20 protein-coding genes are annotated in these 17,586 nt (G+C 74.6%); 12 read left to right on the forward strand and 8 right to left on the reverse strand.

All coding sequences use genetic code 11. The annotated features are described in order from the left end of the window. Window positions 1–81: 81 nt before the first annotated feature. On the reverse strand, window positions 82–843 hold the full coding sequence (locus tag AB0H75_RS20555) for an SDR family NAD(P)-dependent oxidoreductase (RefSeq protein ID WP_367798325.1): 762 nt from the start codon (window positions 841–843) through the stop codon (window positions 82–84). 81 nt (window positions 844–924) lie between these two features. Here AB0H75_RS20555 and AB0H75_RS20560 point away from each other — a divergent pair, with 81 nt between their 5' ends. Further along, the gene (locus AB0H75_RS20560) at window positions 925–1,647 is read left to right on the forward strand and encodes a class I SAM-dependent methyltransferase (RefSeq protein ID WP_367798327.1); all 723 of its coding nucleotides are present in this window, start codon (window positions 925–927) and stop codon (window positions 1,645–1,647) included. Between the two features lie 105 nt (window positions 1,648–1,752). Here the strand turns inward: AB0H75_RS20560 and AB0H75_RS20565 are convergent, their stop codons facing one another. Next, the gene (locus tag AB0H75_RS20565) at window positions 1,753–2,472 is read right to left on the reverse strand and encodes a GNAT family N-acetyltransferase (RefSeq protein ID WP_367798329.1); all 720 of its coding nucleotides are present in this window, start codon (window positions 2,470–2,472) and stop codon (window positions 1,753–1,755) included. A 155-nt stretch (window positions 2,473–2,627) separates the two neighbouring features. Between AB0H75_RS20565 and AB0H75_RS20570 the strand changes: the two genes are divergently transcribed. Beyond that, window positions 2,628–2,822 (forward strand): DUF1918 domain-containing protein, encoded by a 195-nt coding sequence (locus tag AB0H75_RS20570; protein ID WP_367798331.1) that lies wholly within the window; start codon window positions 2,628–2,630, stop codon window positions 2,820–2,822. 55 nt (window positions 2,823–2,877) lie between these two features. On the opposite strand, the gene AB0H75_RS20575 is transcribed toward AB0H75_RS20570, so the two are convergent. After that, a complete protein-coding gene (locus AB0H75_RS20575; protein ID WP_367798333.1) occupies window positions 2,878–3,417 on the reverse strand; it encodes a type II toxin-antitoxin system prevent-host-death family antitoxin in 540 nt (179 codons plus the stop codon). A 117-nt stretch (window positions 3,418–3,534) separates the two neighbouring features. Between AB0H75_RS20575 and AB0H75_RS20580 the strand changes: the two genes are divergently transcribed. Beyond that, window positions 3,535–4,044: an isoprenylcysteine carboxylmethyltransferase family protein gene (locus AB0H75_RS20580; protein WP_367798335.1), complete on the forward strand. Its 510-nt coding sequence runs from the start codon at window positions 3,535–3,537 to the stop codon at window positions 4,042–4,044. A 47-nt stretch (window positions 4,045–4,091) separates the two neighbouring features. On the opposite strand, the gene AB0H75_RS20585 is transcribed toward AB0H75_RS20580, so the two are convergent. Then, window positions 4,092–4,379, reverse strand: a complete 288-nt coding sequence (locus tag AB0H75_RS20585; protein ID WP_367798337.1) for a hypothetical protein — start codon at window positions 4,377–4,379, stop codon at window positions 4,092–4,094. A 129-nt stretch (window positions 4,380–4,508) separates the two neighbouring features. Here AB0H75_RS20585 and AB0H75_RS20590 point away from each other — a divergent pair, with 129 nt between their 5' ends. Further along, the gene (locus AB0H75_RS20590) at window positions 4,509–5,489 is read left to right on the forward strand and encodes an acetylxylan esterase (protein WP_367798339.1); all 981 of its coding nucleotides are present in this window, start codon (window positions 4,509–4,511) and stop codon (window positions 5,487–5,489) included. Between the two features lie 52 nt (window positions 5,490–5,541). On the opposite strand, the gene AB0H75_RS20595 is transcribed toward AB0H75_RS20590, so the two are convergent. After that, window positions 5,542–5,829, reverse strand: a complete 288-nt coding sequence (locus AB0H75_RS20595; protein ID WP_367798341.1) for a Fe-S cluster assembly protein HesB — start codon at window positions 5,827–5,829, stop codon at window positions 5,542–5,544. 107 nt (window positions 5,830–5,936) lie between these two features. On the opposite strand from AB0H75_RS20595, the gene AB0H75_RS20600 reads away from it, so the two are divergent. The 3 genes from AB0H75_RS20600 to AB0H75_RS20610 all read left to right on the forward strand — a co-directional run bounded on the left by AB0H75_RS20600 (window position 5,937) and on the right by AB0H75_RS20610 (window position 8,395). After that, the gene (locus AB0H75_RS20600; RefSeq protein WP_367798343.1) at window positions 5,937–7,283 is read left to right on the forward strand and encodes a methyltransferase domain-containing protein; all 1,347 of its coding nucleotides are present in this window, start codon (window positions 5,937–5,939) and stop codon (window positions 7,281–7,283) included. A 126-nt stretch (window positions 7,284–7,409) separates the two neighbouring features. Further along, entirely contained in the window at window positions 7,410–7,940 is a 531-nt protein-coding gene (locus AB0H75_RS20605; RefSeq protein WP_367798345.1) for a DUF4142 domain-containing protein, read from the forward strand. 89 nt (window positions 7,941–8,029) lie between these two features. Further along, complete coding sequence (locus tag AB0H75_RS20610) at window positions 8,030–8,395, forward strand: PRC-barrel domain-containing protein (protein WP_367798347.1); 366 nt, start codon at window positions 8,030–8,032, stop codon at window positions 8,393–8,395. An 81-nt stretch (window positions 8,396–8,476) separates the two neighbouring features. Here the strand turns inward: AB0H75_RS20610 and AB0H75_RS20615 are convergent, their stop codons facing one another. Then, window positions 8,477–10,180 carry an exo-alpha-sialidase gene (locus AB0H75_RS20615; protein ID WP_367798349.1) on the reverse strand — a complete coding sequence of 568 codons (1,704 nt, stop codon included), beginning with the start codon at window positions 10,178–10,180 and terminating at the stop codon, window positions 8,477–8,479. A gap of 255 nt (window positions 10,181–10,435) precedes the next feature. Here AB0H75_RS20615 and AB0H75_RS20620 point away from each other — a divergent pair, with 255 nt between their 5' ends. The 5 genes from AB0H75_RS20620 to AB0H75_RS20640 all read left to right on the forward strand — a co-directional run bounded on the left by AB0H75_RS20620 (window position 10,436) and on the right by AB0H75_RS20640 (window position 15,961). Further along, the gene (locus AB0H75_RS20620) at window positions 10,436–11,377 is read left to right on the forward strand and encodes a hypothetical protein (RefSeq protein WP_367798351.1); all 942 of its coding nucleotides are present in this window, start codon (window positions 10,436–10,438) and stop codon (window positions 11,375–11,377) included. Window positions 11,378–11,449: 72 nt separating this feature from the next. Further along, window positions 11,450–11,668 (forward strand): hypothetical protein, encoded by a 219-nt coding sequence (locus tag AB0H75_RS20625; RefSeq protein WP_367798353.1) that lies wholly within the window; start codon window positions 11,450–11,452, stop codon window positions 11,666–11,668. Between the two features lie 18 nt (window positions 11,669–11,686). Next, complete coding sequence (locus AB0H75_RS20630) at window positions 11,687–13,087, forward strand: FAD-binding oxidoreductase (protein WP_367798355.1); 1,401 nt, start codon at window positions 11,687–11,689, stop codon at window positions 13,085–13,087. Between the two features lie 82 nt (window positions 13,088–13,169). Then, window positions 13,170–14,768, forward strand: a complete 1,599-nt coding sequence (locus AB0H75_RS20635; protein ID WP_367798357.1) for an MFS transporter — start codon at window positions 13,170–13,172, stop codon at window positions 14,766–14,768. A gap of 29 nt (window positions 14,769–14,797) precedes the next feature. After that, a complete protein-coding gene (locus AB0H75_RS20640) occupies window positions 14,798–15,961 on the forward strand; it encodes an FAD-dependent oxidoreductase (RefSeq protein ID WP_367798359.1) in 1,164 nt (387 codons plus the stop codon). A 183-nt stretch (window positions 15,962–16,144) separates the two neighbouring features. Here AB0H75_RS20640 and AB0H75_RS20645 read toward each other — a convergent pair whose 3' ends face one another. Then, window positions 16,145–16,441 carry a hypothetical protein gene (locus AB0H75_RS20645; protein WP_367798361.1) on the reverse strand — a complete coding sequence of 99 codons (297 nt, stop codon included), beginning with the start codon at window positions 16,439–16,441 and terminating at the stop codon, window positions 16,145–16,147. Between the two features lie 156 nt (window positions 16,442–16,597). After that, window positions 16,598–17,584, reverse strand: a complete 987-nt coding sequence (locus AB0H75_RS20650; protein WP_367799033.1) for an aldo/keto reductase — start codon at window positions 17,582–17,584, stop codon at window positions 16,598–16,600. Window positions 17,585–17,586 lie beyond the last annotated feature (2 nt).

The following is a 17,586-nucleotide window of genomic DNA, read 5'->3' on the forward strand; positions in this document are numbered from 1 at the left end:
GCGCGCGGGCGGCAGGCTCAGGCCGGCGGGCTCGGGCTGCCGGGCTCGGGCTGCCGGGCTCGGGCTGCCGGGCTGCCGGGCTCAGGCCGGCGGGTCGAAGCGTCCGTCCACGGCGGTCCAGCCGCCGTCCACGTACAGCACCGAGCCCGTGACGAAGCTCGCCGCCTCGCCCGCCAGGTAGACCACCGCGCCCGCTGTCTCCCGCGCCGCCGCCCACCGGCCGAGCGCGCTCTTGGCGGCGTAGGCGGCGTACCAGCCGGGATGCTCCTTGATCTGCCGGGTCAGCGGGGTCTCGACGACGCCGGGGGCGACGGCGTTGACGCGCACGCCGTACGGGCCGAACTCGGCGGCGGCCGTGCGCAGGAGCTGCACCAGCCCGGCCTTCGTCGCCGCGTACGCGCTCTGCCCCGGCTCGGTCACCGACGCCCGGATCGACGCGAACCCGATGATCGACCCGCGCCGCCGCTCCACCATGCCCGCGCCGAACGCCCGCACCACGTCGAACGCCGCCCGCAGGTTGAGCCCCACCACCTGGTCGAACTCCTCGCCGGTGTAGTCGAGCAGCCGCTTGCGCACGTTCGTGGCGGGCGTGAACACCAGCACGTCGGCCGGCTCCCGCTCGGCGGCGGCGCGCACCGCCCCGGCGTCGAGCACGTCCAGCAGCCGCGCGGTGCCCCCGCACGCGGCGGCGGTCTCCTCGGCGGCGGGCAGGTTCCGGTCCGCGCACGCGACGGACGCGCCGTGCGCGGCCAGGGCCAGCGCCGCCTCCCTGCCGATGCCGCTCCCGGCCCCGATCACCACGGCGTGCCGGCCGTCCAGGCGGAACAGCGCGTCATATCCCATGACCGCACCCTACGATCGCCCCGACCAGGGCACCAGGCGGTGATCCGCGGAACTGTCGGTGGCCGCTGACAGGATGCCGCCATGCAGAACAGCGCCACGCCTGACAGCGCCACGCCTGACAGCGCCACGCCTGACAGCGCCGCCCCTGAGAACGACACTCCTGACAGCGTCACGCGCGCCGTCGCCGCCTATTGGGACGCCGCCGCCGACACCTTCGACGAGGAGGCCGACCACGGGTTGCGCGACCCGCGGGTGCGCGCCGCCTGGGCCGGTCGCCTGGCCGCCTGGCTGCCGTCCGGCGAGGGGCGGCTGGAGGTGCTGGACCTGGGGTGCGGCACAGGATCGCTGGCGTTGCTGCTGGCCGGTGACGGGCACGACGTGACGGGGGTGGACCTGGCGCCGCGGATGGTGGCGCGGGCCCGCGAGAAGCTGGCGGGCACGGACGCCCGCTTCCTGGTGGACGATGCCTCCAGGCCGCCGGTGGGGGATCGGCGCTTCGACGTGGTCCTGGCCCGCCACCTCCTGTGGGCCCTCCCCGAGCCGGAGGCGGCGCTGGCCCGCTGGTGCGCGCTGCTGCGGCCGGGCGGCCGGCTCGTCCTCGTCGAGGGCCGCTGGAGCGGCACGCCTGCGCGCGAGGGCCTGCCGTGGGACGGCGGAGTGCGCGCGGACGACCTGGTCGCGGCGTTGCGGGGGCTCGCCGTCGCGTTCGCGGAGCTGCGCGTGGACCCCCTCCCCGACCCGGCGCTGTGGGGCAGGGAGATCGACGACGAGCGCTACGCCGTGGTGGCGGCCCTGCCACGCTGACGGCACGGGACGACGCAGGACGGCACGGGACGGCGCAGGACGGCACGGGGTGACACGGGGTGACACCGTGAGGAACGGCGTGGAACGCCCGTCCCTGTGGAAGGTTCAGCAGGCAGAACGGGGCTCACCGTGCAATCTCCGCTCGTACCGGCCGTCCGTCCCGGCATCCGCGCCCGCTCGAAAGCGCTGGTCGTGGCCGCCCTGGCGGCGCTCCCCCTCCTTGCCCCGGCCGCCCGCGCCTCCCGGACGATCACCGTCCAGGACGTCCGCTGACCCCGGCGGCGGGGCGGAGCGCGGGTGCCAGTCGGCGCGGTTCAGCTCGTACTCCACCTCGCCCTGCTCCCACCCCTCCAGCGGCTCCGGCCAGTACGGGAAGAACGTCCGGGCGTACCGGAGCCCGCACTTCTCCATGACCCGCCGCGACCCCAGGTTGACCGCCATCGTCTGGGCGAACACCCGCCGCGCCCCCAGCTCGCCGAAGGCCAGGTCGATCAGCGCCAGCGAGCCCTCGGTCGCGTACCCGCGCCCCCAGGCCGCCCGGTGCAGCCGGTAGCCCAGCTCGGGCTCGTCCGCCGGGCCGCCCTGGGGCGGCCGCAGGTGGAACCAGCCGATGAAGTCCCCGGAGGACTTCTCGATCGCGGCGTAGAAGCCGGACCGGATGAACCACGGCAGGGTCTCCTCGACGATCGTGGCGAGGGGGACCGGCTTGCCGCCGTTGAGGTAGCGCATGACCTCGGGGTCGTTGTGCAGGGCGAACAGGTGGCCGGCGTCGGACTCGGCGAAGCGGCGCAGGATCAGCCGACGGGTTTCGAGCAGGATATCCATCCGGCACACGGTAACCACCGGCCTGCCCGCCTCTCGATGGATTTTCGCCGGGCGGCCCGCGCCGCGAACGTGGCTTCCCCGGGCGGCCCCGCTGGTGCAGTGTGGGAGGAGAGAGACACCCGCACTCGTCCGAGCCCATCCGGGAGGAGCCGCTCATGCAGGCGAACGTCGGTGACATCTTGCTCGTGCACGGCAACGTCGTCGGCCAGGCCGACCGCAAGGCCGTGATCGTGGAGGTCCGGGGAGCGGACGGAGCGCCGCCCTACGTCGTCCGCTTCGACGACGGGCACACGCAGTTCGTCTACCCGGGCCCTGACGCGGTGGTCCTGCCCGGCGAGCCGTCAGCTTGATCCGGCCCGCTTGATCCGGCCCGTTCGATCCGGTCCGGCGGTAGCCGGCGAGTGGTTACTGGACGGGCTGCTGGGCGAGGGAGCGCAGCGCCTGCGCGGCGCTGTGCCCCGATCCGGCCGCGACCTGGCCGCCGTCCGCGTCGCGGGCGATCGCGACGACCAGCCCGCCCACCGGGTCGCGGGCCAGCGTGATCGTGTGGCCTCCGGCCAGCAGCGCGTCGGCGTCCGGCAGGCGCGGCGAGGCGGGCGGCTCCAGCAGCAGGCGGGCCGCGATCAGCGCGGCGACCGGGGTGCGGTGGCGGGCGAGCAGCACGGGCTCGTCGTCGTACGGGCCGGCCACCTGGCGGACGAGGTCGCCGAGCTTGGCGCGGGCGGTGGACAGCGGCACCATCGGCAGGCCGGTCAGCACCCCGGCCACCCGGGACAGCGGCACCAGCGCCGCCCACTCCCAGCGCTCCCGGGTGATCAGGCTGACGTGGCCGTTCCTGGCGGCGTCCACGAGGGAGCCCCAGCGGGCGCGCGCGTCCTCGACGGCGACCGGCGTGCCGAGCCGTGCCACGAGTTCCTCGTACGAGGGCCGCTCCAGGTTGATCATCCACAAATCGTAAGGCCCCTTACGGAACTCCGGCAACCGGTCGGGCCGCCTGTTGACGATGACCGGTCGCGCTCCTTAAACTCATCATTCAGTGAATTAATGGTGAGGAGCGTCCCCATGCGCAGGACTCCCGCGGCACTCGTCAGCTCGCTCTTCTTCGCTGCCGCGCCCGGCACCGTAGCCGTCCTCGTCCCGTACTGGATCACCGGATGGCGGCTGCGCGACCCCTTCCCGCCGGCCGCCATGCTGCCGCTGCGGGTGGCCGGGGTGGTCCTGGTGGCCGCGGGGCTGGCGGTGCTGGTCAGCGCGTTCGTCAGGTTCGTGGTCGAGGGGCTGGGGACGCCGATGCCCACCGCGCCGCCCGAGCGGCTGGTCGTCGGCGGGCTCTACCGGTACGTCCGCAACCCCATGTACGTGGCCATCTTCGCGGCGGTGGCCGGGCAGGCCATGATCTTCGGGAGCCCCTGGCTGCTGCTCTACCTCGCGGTGATCGCCGTGCCCGTGTTCGGGTTCGTGCACTGGTACGAGGAGCCGCGGCTGCGCAGGCAGTTCGGGGCGGCGTACGAGGACTACCTGGCGCACGTGCCCGGCTGGTGGCCGCGGCCGCGCCCGTACCGGGTCTCGTGAGCCGGGGCGGCGGCCGGAGGGCGGGCGGGGCCGGGCGGGCGGGCGGGTCAGGCGATCGGCGGGCCGAGGCGGAGGCGGAGGCGGTCGCCGTGGCGGGCGGCCTCGCTGACGGTCCACAGCCGCTCCTTCACGACCGTCCCCTCGGCCGTCATGTAGCCGCCGACGCGCAGCACCGGCCGCCCGGCCTCGTCGCGCAGGAGCTGGGCCCGGGACTCGGTGTCGTCGCCGAAGGCGATGAGGAAGTCGTCGGTGCCGGCGGGGGCGTCCAGGATCAGGTCGGGCTCCAGGCGGGAGTGCTGAACCTGGATGATGTACTCGCTGACGTGTTCGCTCACGCGATCACTCCTACCCAGCCCGACCAGGACAAGGCGTGGCGGGTGCGGGGAAGTCGCGCTGGTGGGATAGCGCTTTCCGGCGCTATGAGGTGAAATATCATCATCGTTCCACCAGCTATGGGAGCATTCGTGCCACTGTTCGACCTGCCGCTCGAGGCCCTGCGCGCCTACCTCCCCGACCGCGACGAGCCGGCCGACTTCGACGACTTCTGGTCCCGCACCCTGGCCGAGGCCCGGCAGCACGACCTGGCCGCCACGTACACGCCGTACGACCTGCCGCTGACCACCGTCGAGGTGTACGAGGCGTCGTTCGCGGGCTGGGGCGGCCACCGCGTCAACGGCTGGTTCATCCTGCCGCGCGGCGCCGAGGGGCCGGTGCCCTGCGTCATGCACTACATCGGCTACAGCGGCGGGCGCGGCTTCCCCAAGGACCACCTGCTGTGGCCCTCGGCCGGGTACGCGGTGTTCGTCATGGAGACCCGCGGCCACGGCGGCGCCAACGTCGGCAGCCCCGGCACCACCCCCGACCCGCACGGCAGCGCCAACCCGCAGGCGCCCGGCATGATGACCCGCGGCATCCTCGACCCCGAGGACTACTACTACCGGCGCGTCTTCACCGACGCCGTGCGCGCCGTGGACGCCGCGCTGGAGCACCCGGCGGTGGACGGCGGCCGGATCGTGGTCTCCGGCGGCAGCCAGGGCGGCGCCATCGCGCAGGCCACGGCCGTGCTGCACCCGGCGGTCAGGGCCGCGCTGGTGGACGTGCCGTTCCTGACCCACTTCCGGCGGGCGGTGGAGATCACCGGGCGGGACCCGTACCAGGAGCTGGTCCGCTTCATGGCCACCCGCAGGGACAGCGCCGAGCAGGTCTTCCGCACCCTGGCCTACTTCGACGGCATGAACTTCGCCGCCCGGGGCCGGGTGCCCGCCCTGTACTCGGTGGCGCTGATGGACGACGTCTGCCCGCCGTCCACGGTGTTCGCCGCCTACAACCACTGGCAGGGGCCGAAGGAGATCACCGTCTGGCCCTGGAACAACCACGAGGGCGGCGGCGGGTACCAGAGCGAGGAGCAGGTGCGCTACCTGCACAAGCTGCTCGCCGAGGGCTGAGGCCCGGGAAGGGAGAGGGCCCCGCCGGGTCCGGCCCGGCGGGGCGGGTGCGTCAGGTCGGCTGCTCGGTGACCACGAACGACACGCCGCCCTGGTCGTCGGCGCCGGCGTCGAGGGACTTGTCGTCCAGCACGGTCGCGGCCACCGGGTCCAGGTAGACCCGCGCGCCCTCCGACTCCACGATCGCGTCCGCCGGTTCCGGCGCGATGGCCAGGGACAGGGTGAGCGCGTTCGGGCTCTCGCCCTCCGACGAGATGCGGATCCCGCTCTGGGCGGGCTCCGGCGCGGTCGAGGTCAGGTCGCGGATGGCCTGTGCCGCGTTGGCTGTCAGGGTGAGCACTACGGCTCCTCCTCACGGTCGACGTTCAGGAGTTGGCCACCCTTCCCCCTCAGATCGCGCTCAACCCTTCCGCCCCCGGATTCCCGTGGAGGGCGGACAATGAGGGCATGGATCTCACGGCGCGCAGGAAGGCCCTGGTGGCGCGGTTGCGGGAGCGCCAGGAGGTGAGCGAGCCGGTCGCCGCCGCGCTGCTGGCCGTGCCGCGCCACCTGTTCGTGCCGGGCGTCGATCCCCAGGACGCCTACCGCGACGAGCCCATCGTCACCAAGCTCGACGACGGCGGCCTGCCGATCAGCTCCTCGTCCCAGCCCGCCATCATGGCGACCATGCTCGACCAGCTCGACGTCCGGCCCGGGCACCGGGTGCTGGAGATCGGCGCGGGCACCGGCTACAACGCCGCCCTGCTGGCCCGCCTGGCCGGGCCCGCCGGGCGCGTGGTGAGCATGGACATCGACGAGGACCTGGTCGCCCACGCCCGCGAGCACCTGGCGGCCGCCGGCGTGACGGGGGTGGAGGTGGTGCGCGGCGACGGGAGCGAGGGGCACCCGCCGGGGGCGCCGTACGACCGGCTCGTGGCCACCGTCGGCGTGTGGGACCTCGCGCCCGCCTGGCTGCGGCAGCTCCGGCCGGACGGGCGGCTGGTCGTCCCGCTCGACCTGCGCGGCGTGCAGGTGGCGGTGGCGATGGAGCGCGAGGGCGAGTGCTGGGTGAGCCGGTCGGTGGCGCCGTGCGGGTTCATGCGGATGCGCGGGCCGGCCGCCGGGCCCGAGGTCGTCACCGTGCTGCGCGAGGACCCCGCCACGCTGCTGGGGCTGCCGGGGCCGCGCCCGCTCGGGGACGTCGCCGCCGCGCTCGCCGCCACGCCCGTCGAGGTCGCCACCGGGGTCACCCTCGGGCTCGCCCCCGGAGCATCCGGAGCCGCCGGAACCCCCGGAGCCCCCGGAGCCGCCGTGACCGGCCCGGCGACGCCGGTGCTCGGCACGGGCATCGGGCTGTGGCTGGCGCTGCACGAGCCGCGCTGGTGCGTCCTGAGCGGGGGGAGCGCCGGCTGGACCGCCGGCACCGCCGGCATCGTGGACGGCGACGCCATCGCGATACTCGCCGCGAGCGGCGCCCTGGACGACGGCGGGTACGGCGCGGGCGGCGTCTCGGGTGGCGGTGAGCGTGGCGCGGATGGCGTCTCGGGTGGCGGTGAGCGTGGCGCGGGCGGCGTCTCGGGTGGCGGTGAGCGTGGCGCGGGCGGTGGGCTGGTCGCTCGCGGGTACGGCGCGGGTGGCGGCCGGCTCGCCGCCGAGCTGGCCGGGCACGTCGCCGCCTGGGACGCGGCGGGCCGCCCCCACGCCGGCCGCCTGCGGATCACGGCCCACCCCGGCTCCGGCGCGCCCGCCGGGGCGCCCGCCGGGGGAGCGGTCATCCGCAAGCGCCACACCACCCTGACGCTCACCTTCGACTAGCTCGCGCGCGCGCCCGGCCCCCGGCAGGCGGGAGGGACGCGCCGAGCTGCCGGAATGCGGGGAAGCGCCCCCGGCGACGGTTACGCTGCGTAGTGGATCACTGCCGTCCTGGTAAGAGGAATGCCCATGCGTACTCGCCTGACCCTCCTGCTGGCCGCCGCCGCGCTGGCGGGCTGCGGAACCGCACCGACCAACACCGCGGCCGTGACGCCGCCGTCCGGAGCCCAGCCCTCCGAGCAGGACAGGACGTGGATGCGTACCATCCACGAGGGCAACCTGGCCGAGATCCAGTCCGGCCGCCTCGCCCAGGGCAAGGGCTCCGCCAAGGCGGTGAAGTCGGTCGGCAAGATGATGCTCGACGACCACACCGCGCTCGACCGCAAGGTCACCCAGGCCGCCACGCAGCTCGGCATCGACCTGCCCGGCTCGCCCAACGCCGAGCAGCGGGAGCTGGGCCAGAAGCTGCGCGAGGTCACCGGCGCCGACTTCGACCAGGACTTCCTGGCCGGCATGACGAAGTCGCACAACGCCGCGCTGGAGGCGACCCGGCAGGAGATCGCCAAGGGCACCTCCCCGCAGGTGGTGGCGCTGGCCAAGGAGGCCGAGCCGAAGCTCAAGGAGCACCTGGCCGCGCTGAGGAAGGCGCACGGCGGCTGATCCGGGCCCGCCCGCGGCGAGCGGGTGCCTTGACGGCGAAATGGGGTATTTGTCCATTTTGATGCCAGGCAGCCGCACCGGAGGAAGCCGTGACCACGCACACCGAGATCCGCACCCTGCTCGAATGCCACGTCGTCGGCTCCGACGGCGAGCCGCTCGGCAGGGTCGGACAGGTCTATCTCAACGACCGCACCGGCCGGCCGGAGTGGGTGACCGTCCGCTCGGGGCTCCTCGGCCTGCGCCAGACCTTCGTGCCGCTCGCCGGCAGCCGCCGCACCGCGGACGAGATCGCCGTGCCCTTCGACGCCGAGCAGGTCCGGACGGCCCCGGACGTCGCCGTGGACGGCCTGCTGACCGCGCCGGACGAGGTCGCGCTCTGCCGCCACTACGGCCTGGGCCCGGCCGTCCCCGCGCCGCGCCGCGGCGACCACGACCGGCTCGGCGCGGGGGACTGACGGCCGCCCGCCCGCCGGCTGTCCGCCCGCCCCGGCCTCGGAGGATCGCCGGCGCCCCCGGGTCAGCGGCGGCAGCGGGGGTCAGCGGCTGTAGAGCTCGACCTCGTTCAGCATCGCGCACGTGCGGCCGATCTCCGGGTCGCACCCGTCGGTGGGCTCGACGACGATCTTGACGTGCCGGCCGGTCACCGCGACGGGCTCGTAACGCAGCGCGTAGTCCGTCCGGTCGGCGACGGTGAGCACCGGCTCGCCCCATGAGCGCCCGTCGCGCGAGACGTACACGCGGGCTCCGGCCGGATGCCCCGGGCGCAGGCTGAGCCCCACGAGCGTGAGCGGGTAGTTCCGGTCCAGGTGCAGCACGTACCGGCCGCGGCGGTCGGCGGCGACCGCGCTCGACCAGTAGCCGGTGCTGCCGTCCAGGGCGGCCGCCGGGCGGGTGCGCGGCCGGTGGCCGCCGGTCCAGCGCATGGTGGTGGAGACGGTGAGGGCGCCGCGCCGGCGCAGCGCGGCCAGGTCCAGGCGGCCGGGGGCGGGCGGGGCGAGGTCGAACAGGCGGCGCTTGACGGCGTACCAGCCGCCGTGCTCGAAGCGGCCGTGCGCCGGGCAGGCCGTCTCGTCGAGCAGCCCGTCCTGCCGCACCCCGGGCAGCTTGCAGTTGTCGAAGACCTGGATCAGCCGGTGCGGGCCGACCGCCGCCACGCCGGTGTAGCCGGACGAGCCGTGCGTGTCCCAGACCCCGTCCCGGTTGTGGTAGGTCACCTGCGGTTGCAGCCACTCGTACCCGAGGCCGCGGGGCGAGAAGGCCAGCCAGTCGTCCGGCCGCCCGGCGCTCAGCACGAGCGTGCCGTCCGGCATGAGCAGCAGCCGCGGCGCCACGCCGCGCACCACGCAGTCCATGCCGGTGAAGCGCAGCTCGCTCACCGGGGTCCAGGTCCGGCCGCCGTCGGCCGAGCGGGCCTGGCGCAGCGTGGAGAACCGGCCGCCGTCGCGCCGCACCACCGCCAGCAGGGTGCCGTCCATGACCTGCGCCAGCGCCGCCTCGTTGTAGGCGAACCCGGGCTCGGGGCGCGCGATCACGCCGCGCCTGGCGAAGGTGCGGCCGCCGTCCTCGCTGGCGTACACCTCGGCCTGGTCCGCCCGGGTGTCCTGGTAGCGGACGTAGACCGTGATGAGGATGGTGCCGTCGGCGAGCTGCACGGGCAGGCCGTGCGTGGCCCCGCCGGGCATCAGCTCGCCCGGCGTGGTCAGGGTCGCCTCCGCGCGCACCCAGTCCTCGGAGCGCGCGGTGTCGGAGGTGAGCACGCCCAGCCGCGCCGTGTGCGGCCCGGTCCTCCGCAGGTAGTACTCGGTGGCGAAGTAGCGGCCGTCGAGCAGCTCGACCGGCGACTCGCGCAGCGGGGTGGCCCCGGACGGGCCGAAGGTGGCGCCGCCGTCCAGCGACACGGCGGCCTCGTTGGTGAGGGTGACGATCTTGTCGACGTTCGTGGTGAACGTCGTGACCACCCGGCGGGCCGGGCGCCCGCGCCGGTCGGTGACGTCAAGGACGGACACGTTGGGGAAGCCCGCGAAGTCCAGCCGCTCGGAGCGCGTCGGCTCGCGCTCGACCGGCGGGGGATTGGGATGGATCCAGGCCAGTGAGGAAGCACTGGCGATCAGGTTAGGCGGGGACGGCCGGGCGTGATCCGGTAGCACGCAGTAGCCGCTCTCCTCCGGCACCGGAGCGGCCGCCGTGAGGGCCGGAGAGGCGGCGAGAACGGCCGCGACCACGGCTCTGGTCACCGTCACGGGCCCCCTCCTCCCTCTGCGGTCCACGCGTGCGCGGTCGTATGGACTCTAGATCAATCACGGCCCGTAATCCGGCATTCACCGGCGAAAAGTCGTCGGGACATCGTGCGTACCGGTTTCTCGGCGGGGCAAACATACGCGATCCGTAAAGTGACAGTTGACAGAAACAGTCCACATGCCCACGATCAGAGCGTCACTATTAAGTGTGAATTTACAGAGATCTGATTCGGCCCGCGGGTCAGGAGGTGGCCTCACATGAGCGTCGAGCCAAGGGCGGAAGTGGCCCCCCAACGCACGCCACCGCCCCTCTGGGACGGCACGGCGTCCATGGCACCCGAGACGGCGGCGCAGCGGCGCGTCGTCCACCGCATCTGCACCAGGGTCGCGCCCGAGGGCACGGAGATCGGCGTCGGCGAGCTGCCGCCCGGCGGCCTGCAGGTGTGGATCGACAGCCCCGCCCCGCCCGCCGAGCGGGAGGCGTGGGTGCTGCACCACCGCATGGCCCGCGAGGTGTCGCTGGCCGGCTGGCACTGCGAGGCCGACCGGGACCGGCTGCTGGTGCTCGGCTGGAGCGCCGCCTGCCTGCACAACCGGGTACGCCTGCTGCAGAGCGGCCTGCGCCGCCTGTCCGGCTTCGAGCAGACCGCCCAGCGCGCCGTCCAGCTCGAAGGGCAGGACCCCGGCAGCGGCCCCGCCGCCGGGATCGTCGCCGCGACCTGCGCCTCGATCGAGCGCCGGCTGCGCTGGCCGGAACGGCTGGCCGAGCTCGCCGGCTACGAGCGCAGCTCCGCCCTGCCCCACCTGCAACTCCTGCTGGCCCAGGTCATCGGCCTGGAGACCAAGGTCGCCGCCGCCTGCGCGGAGCATCTCGTCATGGCGCGCGTGCTCGCCCGCGCGGTGTGCGAGCACCACGCCCGCCACGGCGACCTGCGCCGCGCCCAGCGCGAGGTGCTGGCCGAGACCCGCCGGTGGGTGCACGCCAGCTCCATGATCCGCGGCTCGGCCGCCCGGCCCGGCCCCGCCGGCACCCGTCCCCACATGGGGCTGACCGAGCGCCGCATCGCCGCCAGCGTCATCAACCACGGCACCTCCAGCAATCACGGCGTCTCCGACCACGGCGCCGCGCGGGCGATCCCCGCGCCCGCCGCCGCCGCTCCCCGGGCCGGGCACGCCGGCCACGAGGAGGGCGCGCACTGACCCAGACGCCGCTCAACGGCGAGCGGCCGCCCCGGAAGAACCCGCCCCGCATCCGGTAGGAAAGGCCCCGTCATGCGAACCCCCCCGCACCTGCCCGGCCGCGCCCGGCACGAGTCCCGTGACAACGACGCCCCCCGCCCCCGGCGTCACCCCTACGCCCTGCGCGAGTTCCCCGCGCAGGCCCCGCCCCCCGCGCCCGACGGGTTCACCGAGCAGCGCCTGCTCGGCATCAGGGAGATGTCCCACCAGGCCATCGGCTCCATCGACGACCTGCTCCAGCACACCGCCTGAAAGGAACAGAGGACGACCATGCAGGAGCTAACGCGAGTGGAGCTGATGCCGCGTGACGTCGGAGGTCACCAGCCACGCTCCATAGCAGGAACCGAGTCCCCGCGCACCCTCGACCAGGTCCGGGCCCTCGTCCGCGCGGCCGCCGCCGACAGGTGCCGCCTGTACCCGATCAGCACCGGCCGGAACTGGGGCATGGGCTCGGCCATGCCGGTCACCGACGACAACGTCGTCGTGGACCTCAGCGGCATGGACCGCATCCGCGGCATCGACCTGGAGGCCGGCTTCGCGGTCATCGAGCCCGGCGTGACCCAGCGCCGGCTCGCCGAGGCGCTGCGCGGCAGCCCGTGGATGCTCAACGTCACCAACTCCTGTGCCGACACCTCCGTCGTCGGCAACGCCCTCGACCGGGGCGACGGCACCTTCCGCTCCCGCGTCCACGACGTGGCCGGGCTGGAGGCCGTGCTGGCCGACGGCAGCGTGGTCACCACCGGCGGGCTCGACCCGGCCGGGCGCTACCACGGCCGGGTCGCCGGGCCCGACCTGACGCCCGCGTTCGTCCAGCACAACCTGGGCATCGTCACCGCCATGGCGATCGCCCTGGTGCCCCGCCCGGAGGCCATCGGCATGGTCTACGGGCGCATGCCGCGCCACCAGGCCGCCGTCGCGCTCGACGCGGTGGCCTCCTTCGTGCGCCGCGGCAACCCCGCCGACGGCATGCTGCGGGTGCGCGAGCTGGCGCTCACCCCGTCCCACGGCGACTGGACGCTGCCCGCCGGCGTCGACCTGGACAGCTTCGCCGTCATGGGGCCGCTGCTCGGCAGCGCCGCCGCCGTCGAGCTGGCCGAGGAGCTGCTGCGCAAGGCGCTGTCGGAGGTCGAGGGCTCCGAGGAGCTGCGCGTGATGGACCCCGCCGAGGTCAAGCCCGGCGACCCGCTCCACCCGCGGGCCCTCATGTCCCAGGGCATCCCCACCTGCCTGGGCGTGCGCAGGGCGCTCGGCGTCACCTCCTGCGACCGGATCGACGACGGCGGGCTCGGCTTCCTGGCCCTGATGCCGCTGATGCCGACCGACGCCCGCAGGACCGCCCGCATCCTGGACGCCCTGCAGACCGCCGTGGACGCCCACACCACCGCCCTCATGGCCGAGTGGAACGTGGTCGGCCGGCACCAGGCCAACGGCGTCGTCCAGATCTTCTTCGACCGCCGCTCGGCGGACGGCCCCCACCGGGCCCACCAGCTCCGCAACGACGGCAACTGCCTGCTGCGCGGCCACGGCTGCGCCATCTACCGCTCCGACATCGACCACGCCGCGGCCGACGTCTGGTCCGAGACCAGCACCGCCAGCCTCGGCATGCTGCACCGGCTCAAGACGGCGCTCGACCCGGAGGGCCTGCTCTCGCCCGGCCGCTACGGCGCCTGACCACCGCAAGTGCCTGCTCCGCCACCGCACCGCCGGAGGGTGCGGCCGGTGAAGCCACTCATCGTTAACTGGAGGTGACCACGTGCGTTCGTCACCGGTACGAGGGACGGGCACAGCCGTCCTGGACCGCCGCCAGGGCGTCATGCTGCGGCTGGTCGGCGCGGGTGTCATGCTGACCGTGATGGCCGACACCACGGCCACCACCCTGGCCGTCGGGGTGCTGCGCTACACCCCGGCGGGCGCCGCCATGCCTCTCGGCGACCTCATCTGGTTGACCAGCGCGGCGTTCATCCCGATCGCGGCGCTGCTGGCCACCGCCGGCCGCTGGGCCGACCTGTTCGGCCGCCGCCGGGTGCTGGCCGTCGGGCTCGTGGTGTTCGTGCTGGGCGGGATCGCCACGGTGGCCGTGGACTCCTGGCCGATGGTCCTGGGGGCGCGGGCCGTGCAGGGCGCGGGCGCCGCGGCGATGATCCCGGCCAGCCTCGGGCTGCTGCTCGGCGAGCTGCCGGAGGGCGAGCGGCGCGGCGCCATCGCGCTGTGGAGCTCCGCCTCCGGGCTGGGCTGCCTGCTCATGCAGGCGGGCGGCGGCTGGCTGGCCGCCGCCGTCGGCTGGCGGGCGCTGTTCATCCCCGACGTCGTCATCGGCGTCGCGCTGCTGGTCGCCTGCGCCGCGCTGCCGCCGGGCCGGCGGGCCGCCGCCAGGGGCCTGCCGGACGTGTTCGGCGCGTGGCTGCTGGCCGCCGGCATCGCGGTCGTCGTCCTGGCCATCTCCAAGGCCATGGCCTGGGGCACGGACGTGGTCTGGCTGGGGCTGGCCGCCCTGCTGCTGATCGGCGGCGCGCTCGCCCAGGCCCGCCACCACCGGCTGCCCGCCATCGACCTCGCGCTGTGGCGCCGGCCCAGGTTCGTCTGGGGCTGGCTGGCCACCTGGGGGTTCGGTGCGCTGTCGTACGGGCTGCTGACCGTGCAGCCGCTCTACCTGCTCCACCTCGGCTACCCCATGCTGGAGGTGGCCATGTGGCTGACGCCCACGTCCGTGGCGGTCGTCGTGACGAGCTTCCTGGCCGGAAAGCTCGTCCAGCGCATCGGCGCCTACGGGCTGATCTACGCCGGGTCGCTGCTGTGCGGCGGCGCGTGCGTGCTGGTGCTGACGCAGGCGGGACCCACCGTGTGGGGCCTGGTCGCCAGCGTGGTCGTGGGCATGGGCGTGGGCGCGCTGGCGCCGGGCACCTCGGTGGCCACCACCCTGGCCGCCCGCCCCCACCAGTACGCCTCCGCCGTCGGCGCGGCCACCATGGCGCGGATGGTCGGCGGGGCCGTCGGGGTCGCCGTCGTGTCGGTCGTCATCGACCACCCGGCGCTGATCGGCGGGTTCGGCGGCCTGGCCGGCGCCATCGCGATGTGCGTGGCCATCTCGGTGCTCATCGGCGCCCTGGCCCTCACCAAGATCACCAGGCTGCGGCCCGACCCCGGCGACGTCATGGTCAAGGTGCCGCGCCGGGTCCTGCTGGAGCTGCGCATGACCCTCGCCACCGTGGCGGCGGAGGCCGACGCGCTGCTGCCCGCCGAGACCCGCACGCCCCCCGCGAGCGACCGGGTGTCCGCCCCCATGAACGTCGTCCCGCGGCCGCGGGCGGCAGAATCCGGCCCGCTCGCCGGTACCCGCGGGAATCCGAACTAGGACCAGAACCACCGAAAGGGCTCCACGTCATGGCAACCACATCGTGCGACGTAGCCATAGTCGGCGCCGGTCTCGGCGGCTGCTTCCTCGCCCTGCTGCTCGCCCGCCGCGGGCGCAGCGTCGTCGTCATCGAGCAGGGACCGTCGATCCCCGCCGCGGGCGCGGACTTCCTCAAGCCTCCGGGACTGCGGGTGCTGGCCCGGCACGGGCTGGCCGGCCTCGTCGCTCGCCATGGCCTCCGGCGCGACCTCATCCGTTACTACCACGACGGCGACCCGATCCAGGACTGCCGCTTCCCCGAGGGCGGCTTCCTCATCCGTCCCTACCGCGAGCTGGTCGAGCTCATCCACGCCCGCTGCGTGGCGGAGGGCGTGGAGTTCCGGTTCGGCACCGCGATCGGCGACATCGCCGTGAGCGGGGACGGGGGCGGGATCGAGGAGCTGGCGCTCGCCGACGGCACCCGGCTGCGGGCCGGCGCCGTGGTCGGCGCCGACGGCACCCGGTCCGCCGTGCGCGAGGCGCTCGGCATCGGGCAGCTCACCCTGCCGTACGAGCGGCTGGTCATGCGCGTGACGACCGTGCCGCTGGCCGCCAGCGTCGCCCGGCTCAACCGGCTCTACTTCAGCTCCGACGGCTGGCTCGCCTACTTCTACCCGCTCGGCCCCGAGCAGGCCCGGGTCTTCGTCGGCCTGCCCCCCGAGTGCGACGAGGAGGTCTTCCAGGACGGCATCCCCACCCTCGCCGACGAGCTGAAGAAGTTCGTCACCGAGAGCTCCGACGCCTTCGACAGCCTGCAGCCCGCCACCTGGCAGCGGATCAAGATCTCGGCGATGCGGGTGCCGGCGTACCACCGCGGCAATGCCGCGCTGCTGGGCTCGGCCGCGTTCGCCTGCCACCCCATGACCGGGATGGGCATGAGCTACACCCTGCGCGACGCGGAGATCCTGGCCGACGTCATCGGCGCGGCCGACGGCGACCGCGAGCTGCTGGACCGGCTCATGCACCTCCGCTACGAGCCGCGCAGGCACGCCCACCGCAGGCTCATCGACTACGGCGACGCGCTGGCCGCGACCTTCCACGACCGCGACGCCTACCTGGCCGCCTTCCGCGAGGACCTGCACACCCAGGGGGAGAGCACCGAGCCGGTGGTGGCGGCCCGCGTGCCCGCCCCGCCACCCCTGCAACCCGTCTGATCACCTTGTACGCCCGGCCCGAGCTCCGTCCGAGCCCGGTCCTGGCCCGCCGAGCCACGCCCCCGCCGTCCGCCATTCCCACCACCGGCGAGCTCGTCCAGCGCCACGCTGAGGGTGCCGGGCAGCCCGATCACCCAGGCGGCGGGGGCGTCGGCGGGCGGGCACGGCCGCGCGGGGCCCTGGTCAGGCCGTGATGACCAGCTCCATCCCATTGCGGTCCTCCCGTACCTGATGACCGGCGCGGACCAGGACCGCGCGCAGCGCGAGCCGGACCGCCGAGCGCACCGTGGCGTACTTCACCAGGTTGTCGGCCGAGGTGCCCCATGTGACGATCACTCCGCGTGTGGGGTCGTGCCAGACGCCGAGCCCGCCGTCGGCCGACAGCAGGGACGGCTCGACGGTGAACCCCGCCTCCGTCAGCTCCCGGCGGACCAGCCGTTCCAGGTCCCGGCCCGCGTTCGAGGCGTAGTCCATGCTCATCCGCTGCCCTCGTGGCCCGGGGGCGAACGCGGGGAAAGGCAGGTCTGGCGGGCGCGGATGGCGATTGTGGCCCCCGCGCCACGCATACGGCCCCGTTCACGGTCGCGCCTCCTCTCAGCGGCTGTCTCTCAGCGCCTGTCTCTCAGCGCCTGTCTCTCAGCGGCCGTCGAGCCGGAGGGCCGCCTCGCCGTAGACGTCCGGGCTGCGGTCCGCCTGCTCCACGAACTCCCGGGGGAAGCCGAGCCGGAACTCCACCGCCGACTCCAGCCGCCGCACCGCCTCCTCCGGCAGCGCCAGCCCGCACGCCCCCAGGTTCTCCGCGAGCTGGGCCACGCCGCTCACCCCGGCGATCGGATGCGTGCCCCGCGCCATCGCCCAGGCCAGCGCCACCTGGGACGCGGTGGCGCCCAGCTCGGCGGCCACCTCGCCCACCGCGCGCGACGCGGCCCGCTCGCGCTCGGTCAGGGCGGCGGGCGAGACCCGCGAGGCGGGCGCGGCCGGGTCGTCGTAGCGGCCGGACAGGATGCCGCGCTCCAGCGTCCCCCACGCCGCCACGCTCATCCCGTACGCCCGCGCCATCGGCAGCAGCTCCCGCTCCACGTCCCGGCGCAGCAGGCTGTAGGGCACCTGGATCCCGGCGAGCGGCGTCCACCCGCGCCACTCGGCCAGCGTGGCGGCCCGGCTCACCACCCACGCAGGGGCGTCGGAGATCCCCACGTAGAGGACCTTGCCGGCGCGGACCACGTCGTCCAGCGCCCGCATCGTCTCCTCGATCGGGGTGTGCCGGTCCCACACGTGCACCCACAGCAGGTCCACGTAGTCGGTACGCAGCCGCCGCAGGCTCTGCTCCAGCGAGGCCACCAGGTTCTTGCGGTGGTTGCCGGCCGCGTTGGGGTCGGTGCGGTCGCGGGTGCCGGTGTACTTGGTGGCCAGGACGAAGCGGTCGCGGCGGCCGGACAGCAGCTCGCCGACGACCTCCTCGCTCTCGCCGTACATGGAGGCGGTGTCCACGACGTTGCCGCCCGCGCCGGCGTAGGCGTCCACCACGCGCCGCACCTCGGGCGTGGCCGCGCGGAACGTCATCGCGCCCAGGAACAGCTGCGACACCCGCAGCCCGGTGCGGCCCAGCAGCCGGTAGCGCATGC

Origin of the sequence: Nonomuraea sp. NPDC050783 (assembly GCF_040802095.1) — a bacterium.
Lineage (GTDB): Bacteria > Actinomycetota > Actinomycetes > Streptosporangiales > Streptosporangiaceae > Nonomuraea.

Coding starts and splice junctions, on each gene's coding strand:
- AB0H75_RS20555 (WP_367798325.1), bottom strand. CDS start 843: ATGGGATATGACGCGCTGTTCCGCCTGGACGGCCGGCACGCCGTGGTG.
- AB0H75_RS20560 (WP_367798327.1), top strand. CDS start 925: ATGCAGAACAGCGCCACGCCTGACAGCGCCACGCCTGACAGCGCCACG.
- AB0H75_RS20565 (WP_367798329.1), bottom strand. CDS start 2,472: ATGGATATCCTGCTCGAAACCCGTCGGCTGATCCTGCGCCGCTTCGCC.
- AB0H75_RS20570 (WP_367798331.1), top strand. CDS start 2,628: ATGCAGGCGAACGTCGGTGACATCTTGCTCGTGCACGGCAACGTCGTC.
- AB0H75_RS20575 (WP_367798333.1), bottom strand. CDS start 3,417: ATGATCAACCTGGAGCGGCCCTCGTACGAGGAACTCGTGGCACGGCTC.
- AB0H75_RS20580 (WP_367798335.1), top strand. CDS start 3,535: ATGCGCAGGACTCCCGCGGCACTCGTCAGCTCGCTCTTCTTCGCTGCC.
- AB0H75_RS20600 (WP_367798343.1), top strand. CDS start 5,937: ATGGATCTCACGGCGCGCAGGAAGGCCCTGGTGGCGCGGTTGCGGGAG.
- AB0H75_RS20605 (WP_367798345.1), top strand. CDS start 7,410: ATGCGTACTCGCCTGACCCTCCTGCTGGCCGCCGCCGCGCTGGCGGGC.
- AB0H75_RS20620 (WP_367798351.1), top strand. CDS start 10,436: ATGAGCGTCGAGCCAAGGGCGGAAGTGGCCCCCCAACGCACGCCACCG.
- AB0H75_RS20625 (WP_367798353.1), top strand. CDS start 11,450: ATGCGAACCCCCCCGCACCTGCCCGGCCGCGCCCGGCACGAGTCCCGT.
- AB0H75_RS20630 (WP_367798355.1), top strand. CDS start 11,687: ATGCAGGAGCTAACGCGAGTGGAGCTGATGCCGCGTGACGTCGGAGGT.
- AB0H75_RS20640 (WP_367798359.1), top strand. CDS start 14,798: ATGGCAACCACATCGTGCGACGTAGCCATAGTCGGCGCCGGTCTCGGC.
- AB0H75_RS20645 (WP_367798361.1), bottom strand. CDS start 16,441: ATGAGCATGGACTACGCCTCGAACGCGGGCCGGGACCTGGAACGGCTG.
- AB0H75_RS20650 (WP_367799033.1), bottom strand. CDS start 17,584: ATGCGCTACCGGCTGCTGGGCCGCACCGGGCTGCGGGTGTCGCAGCTG.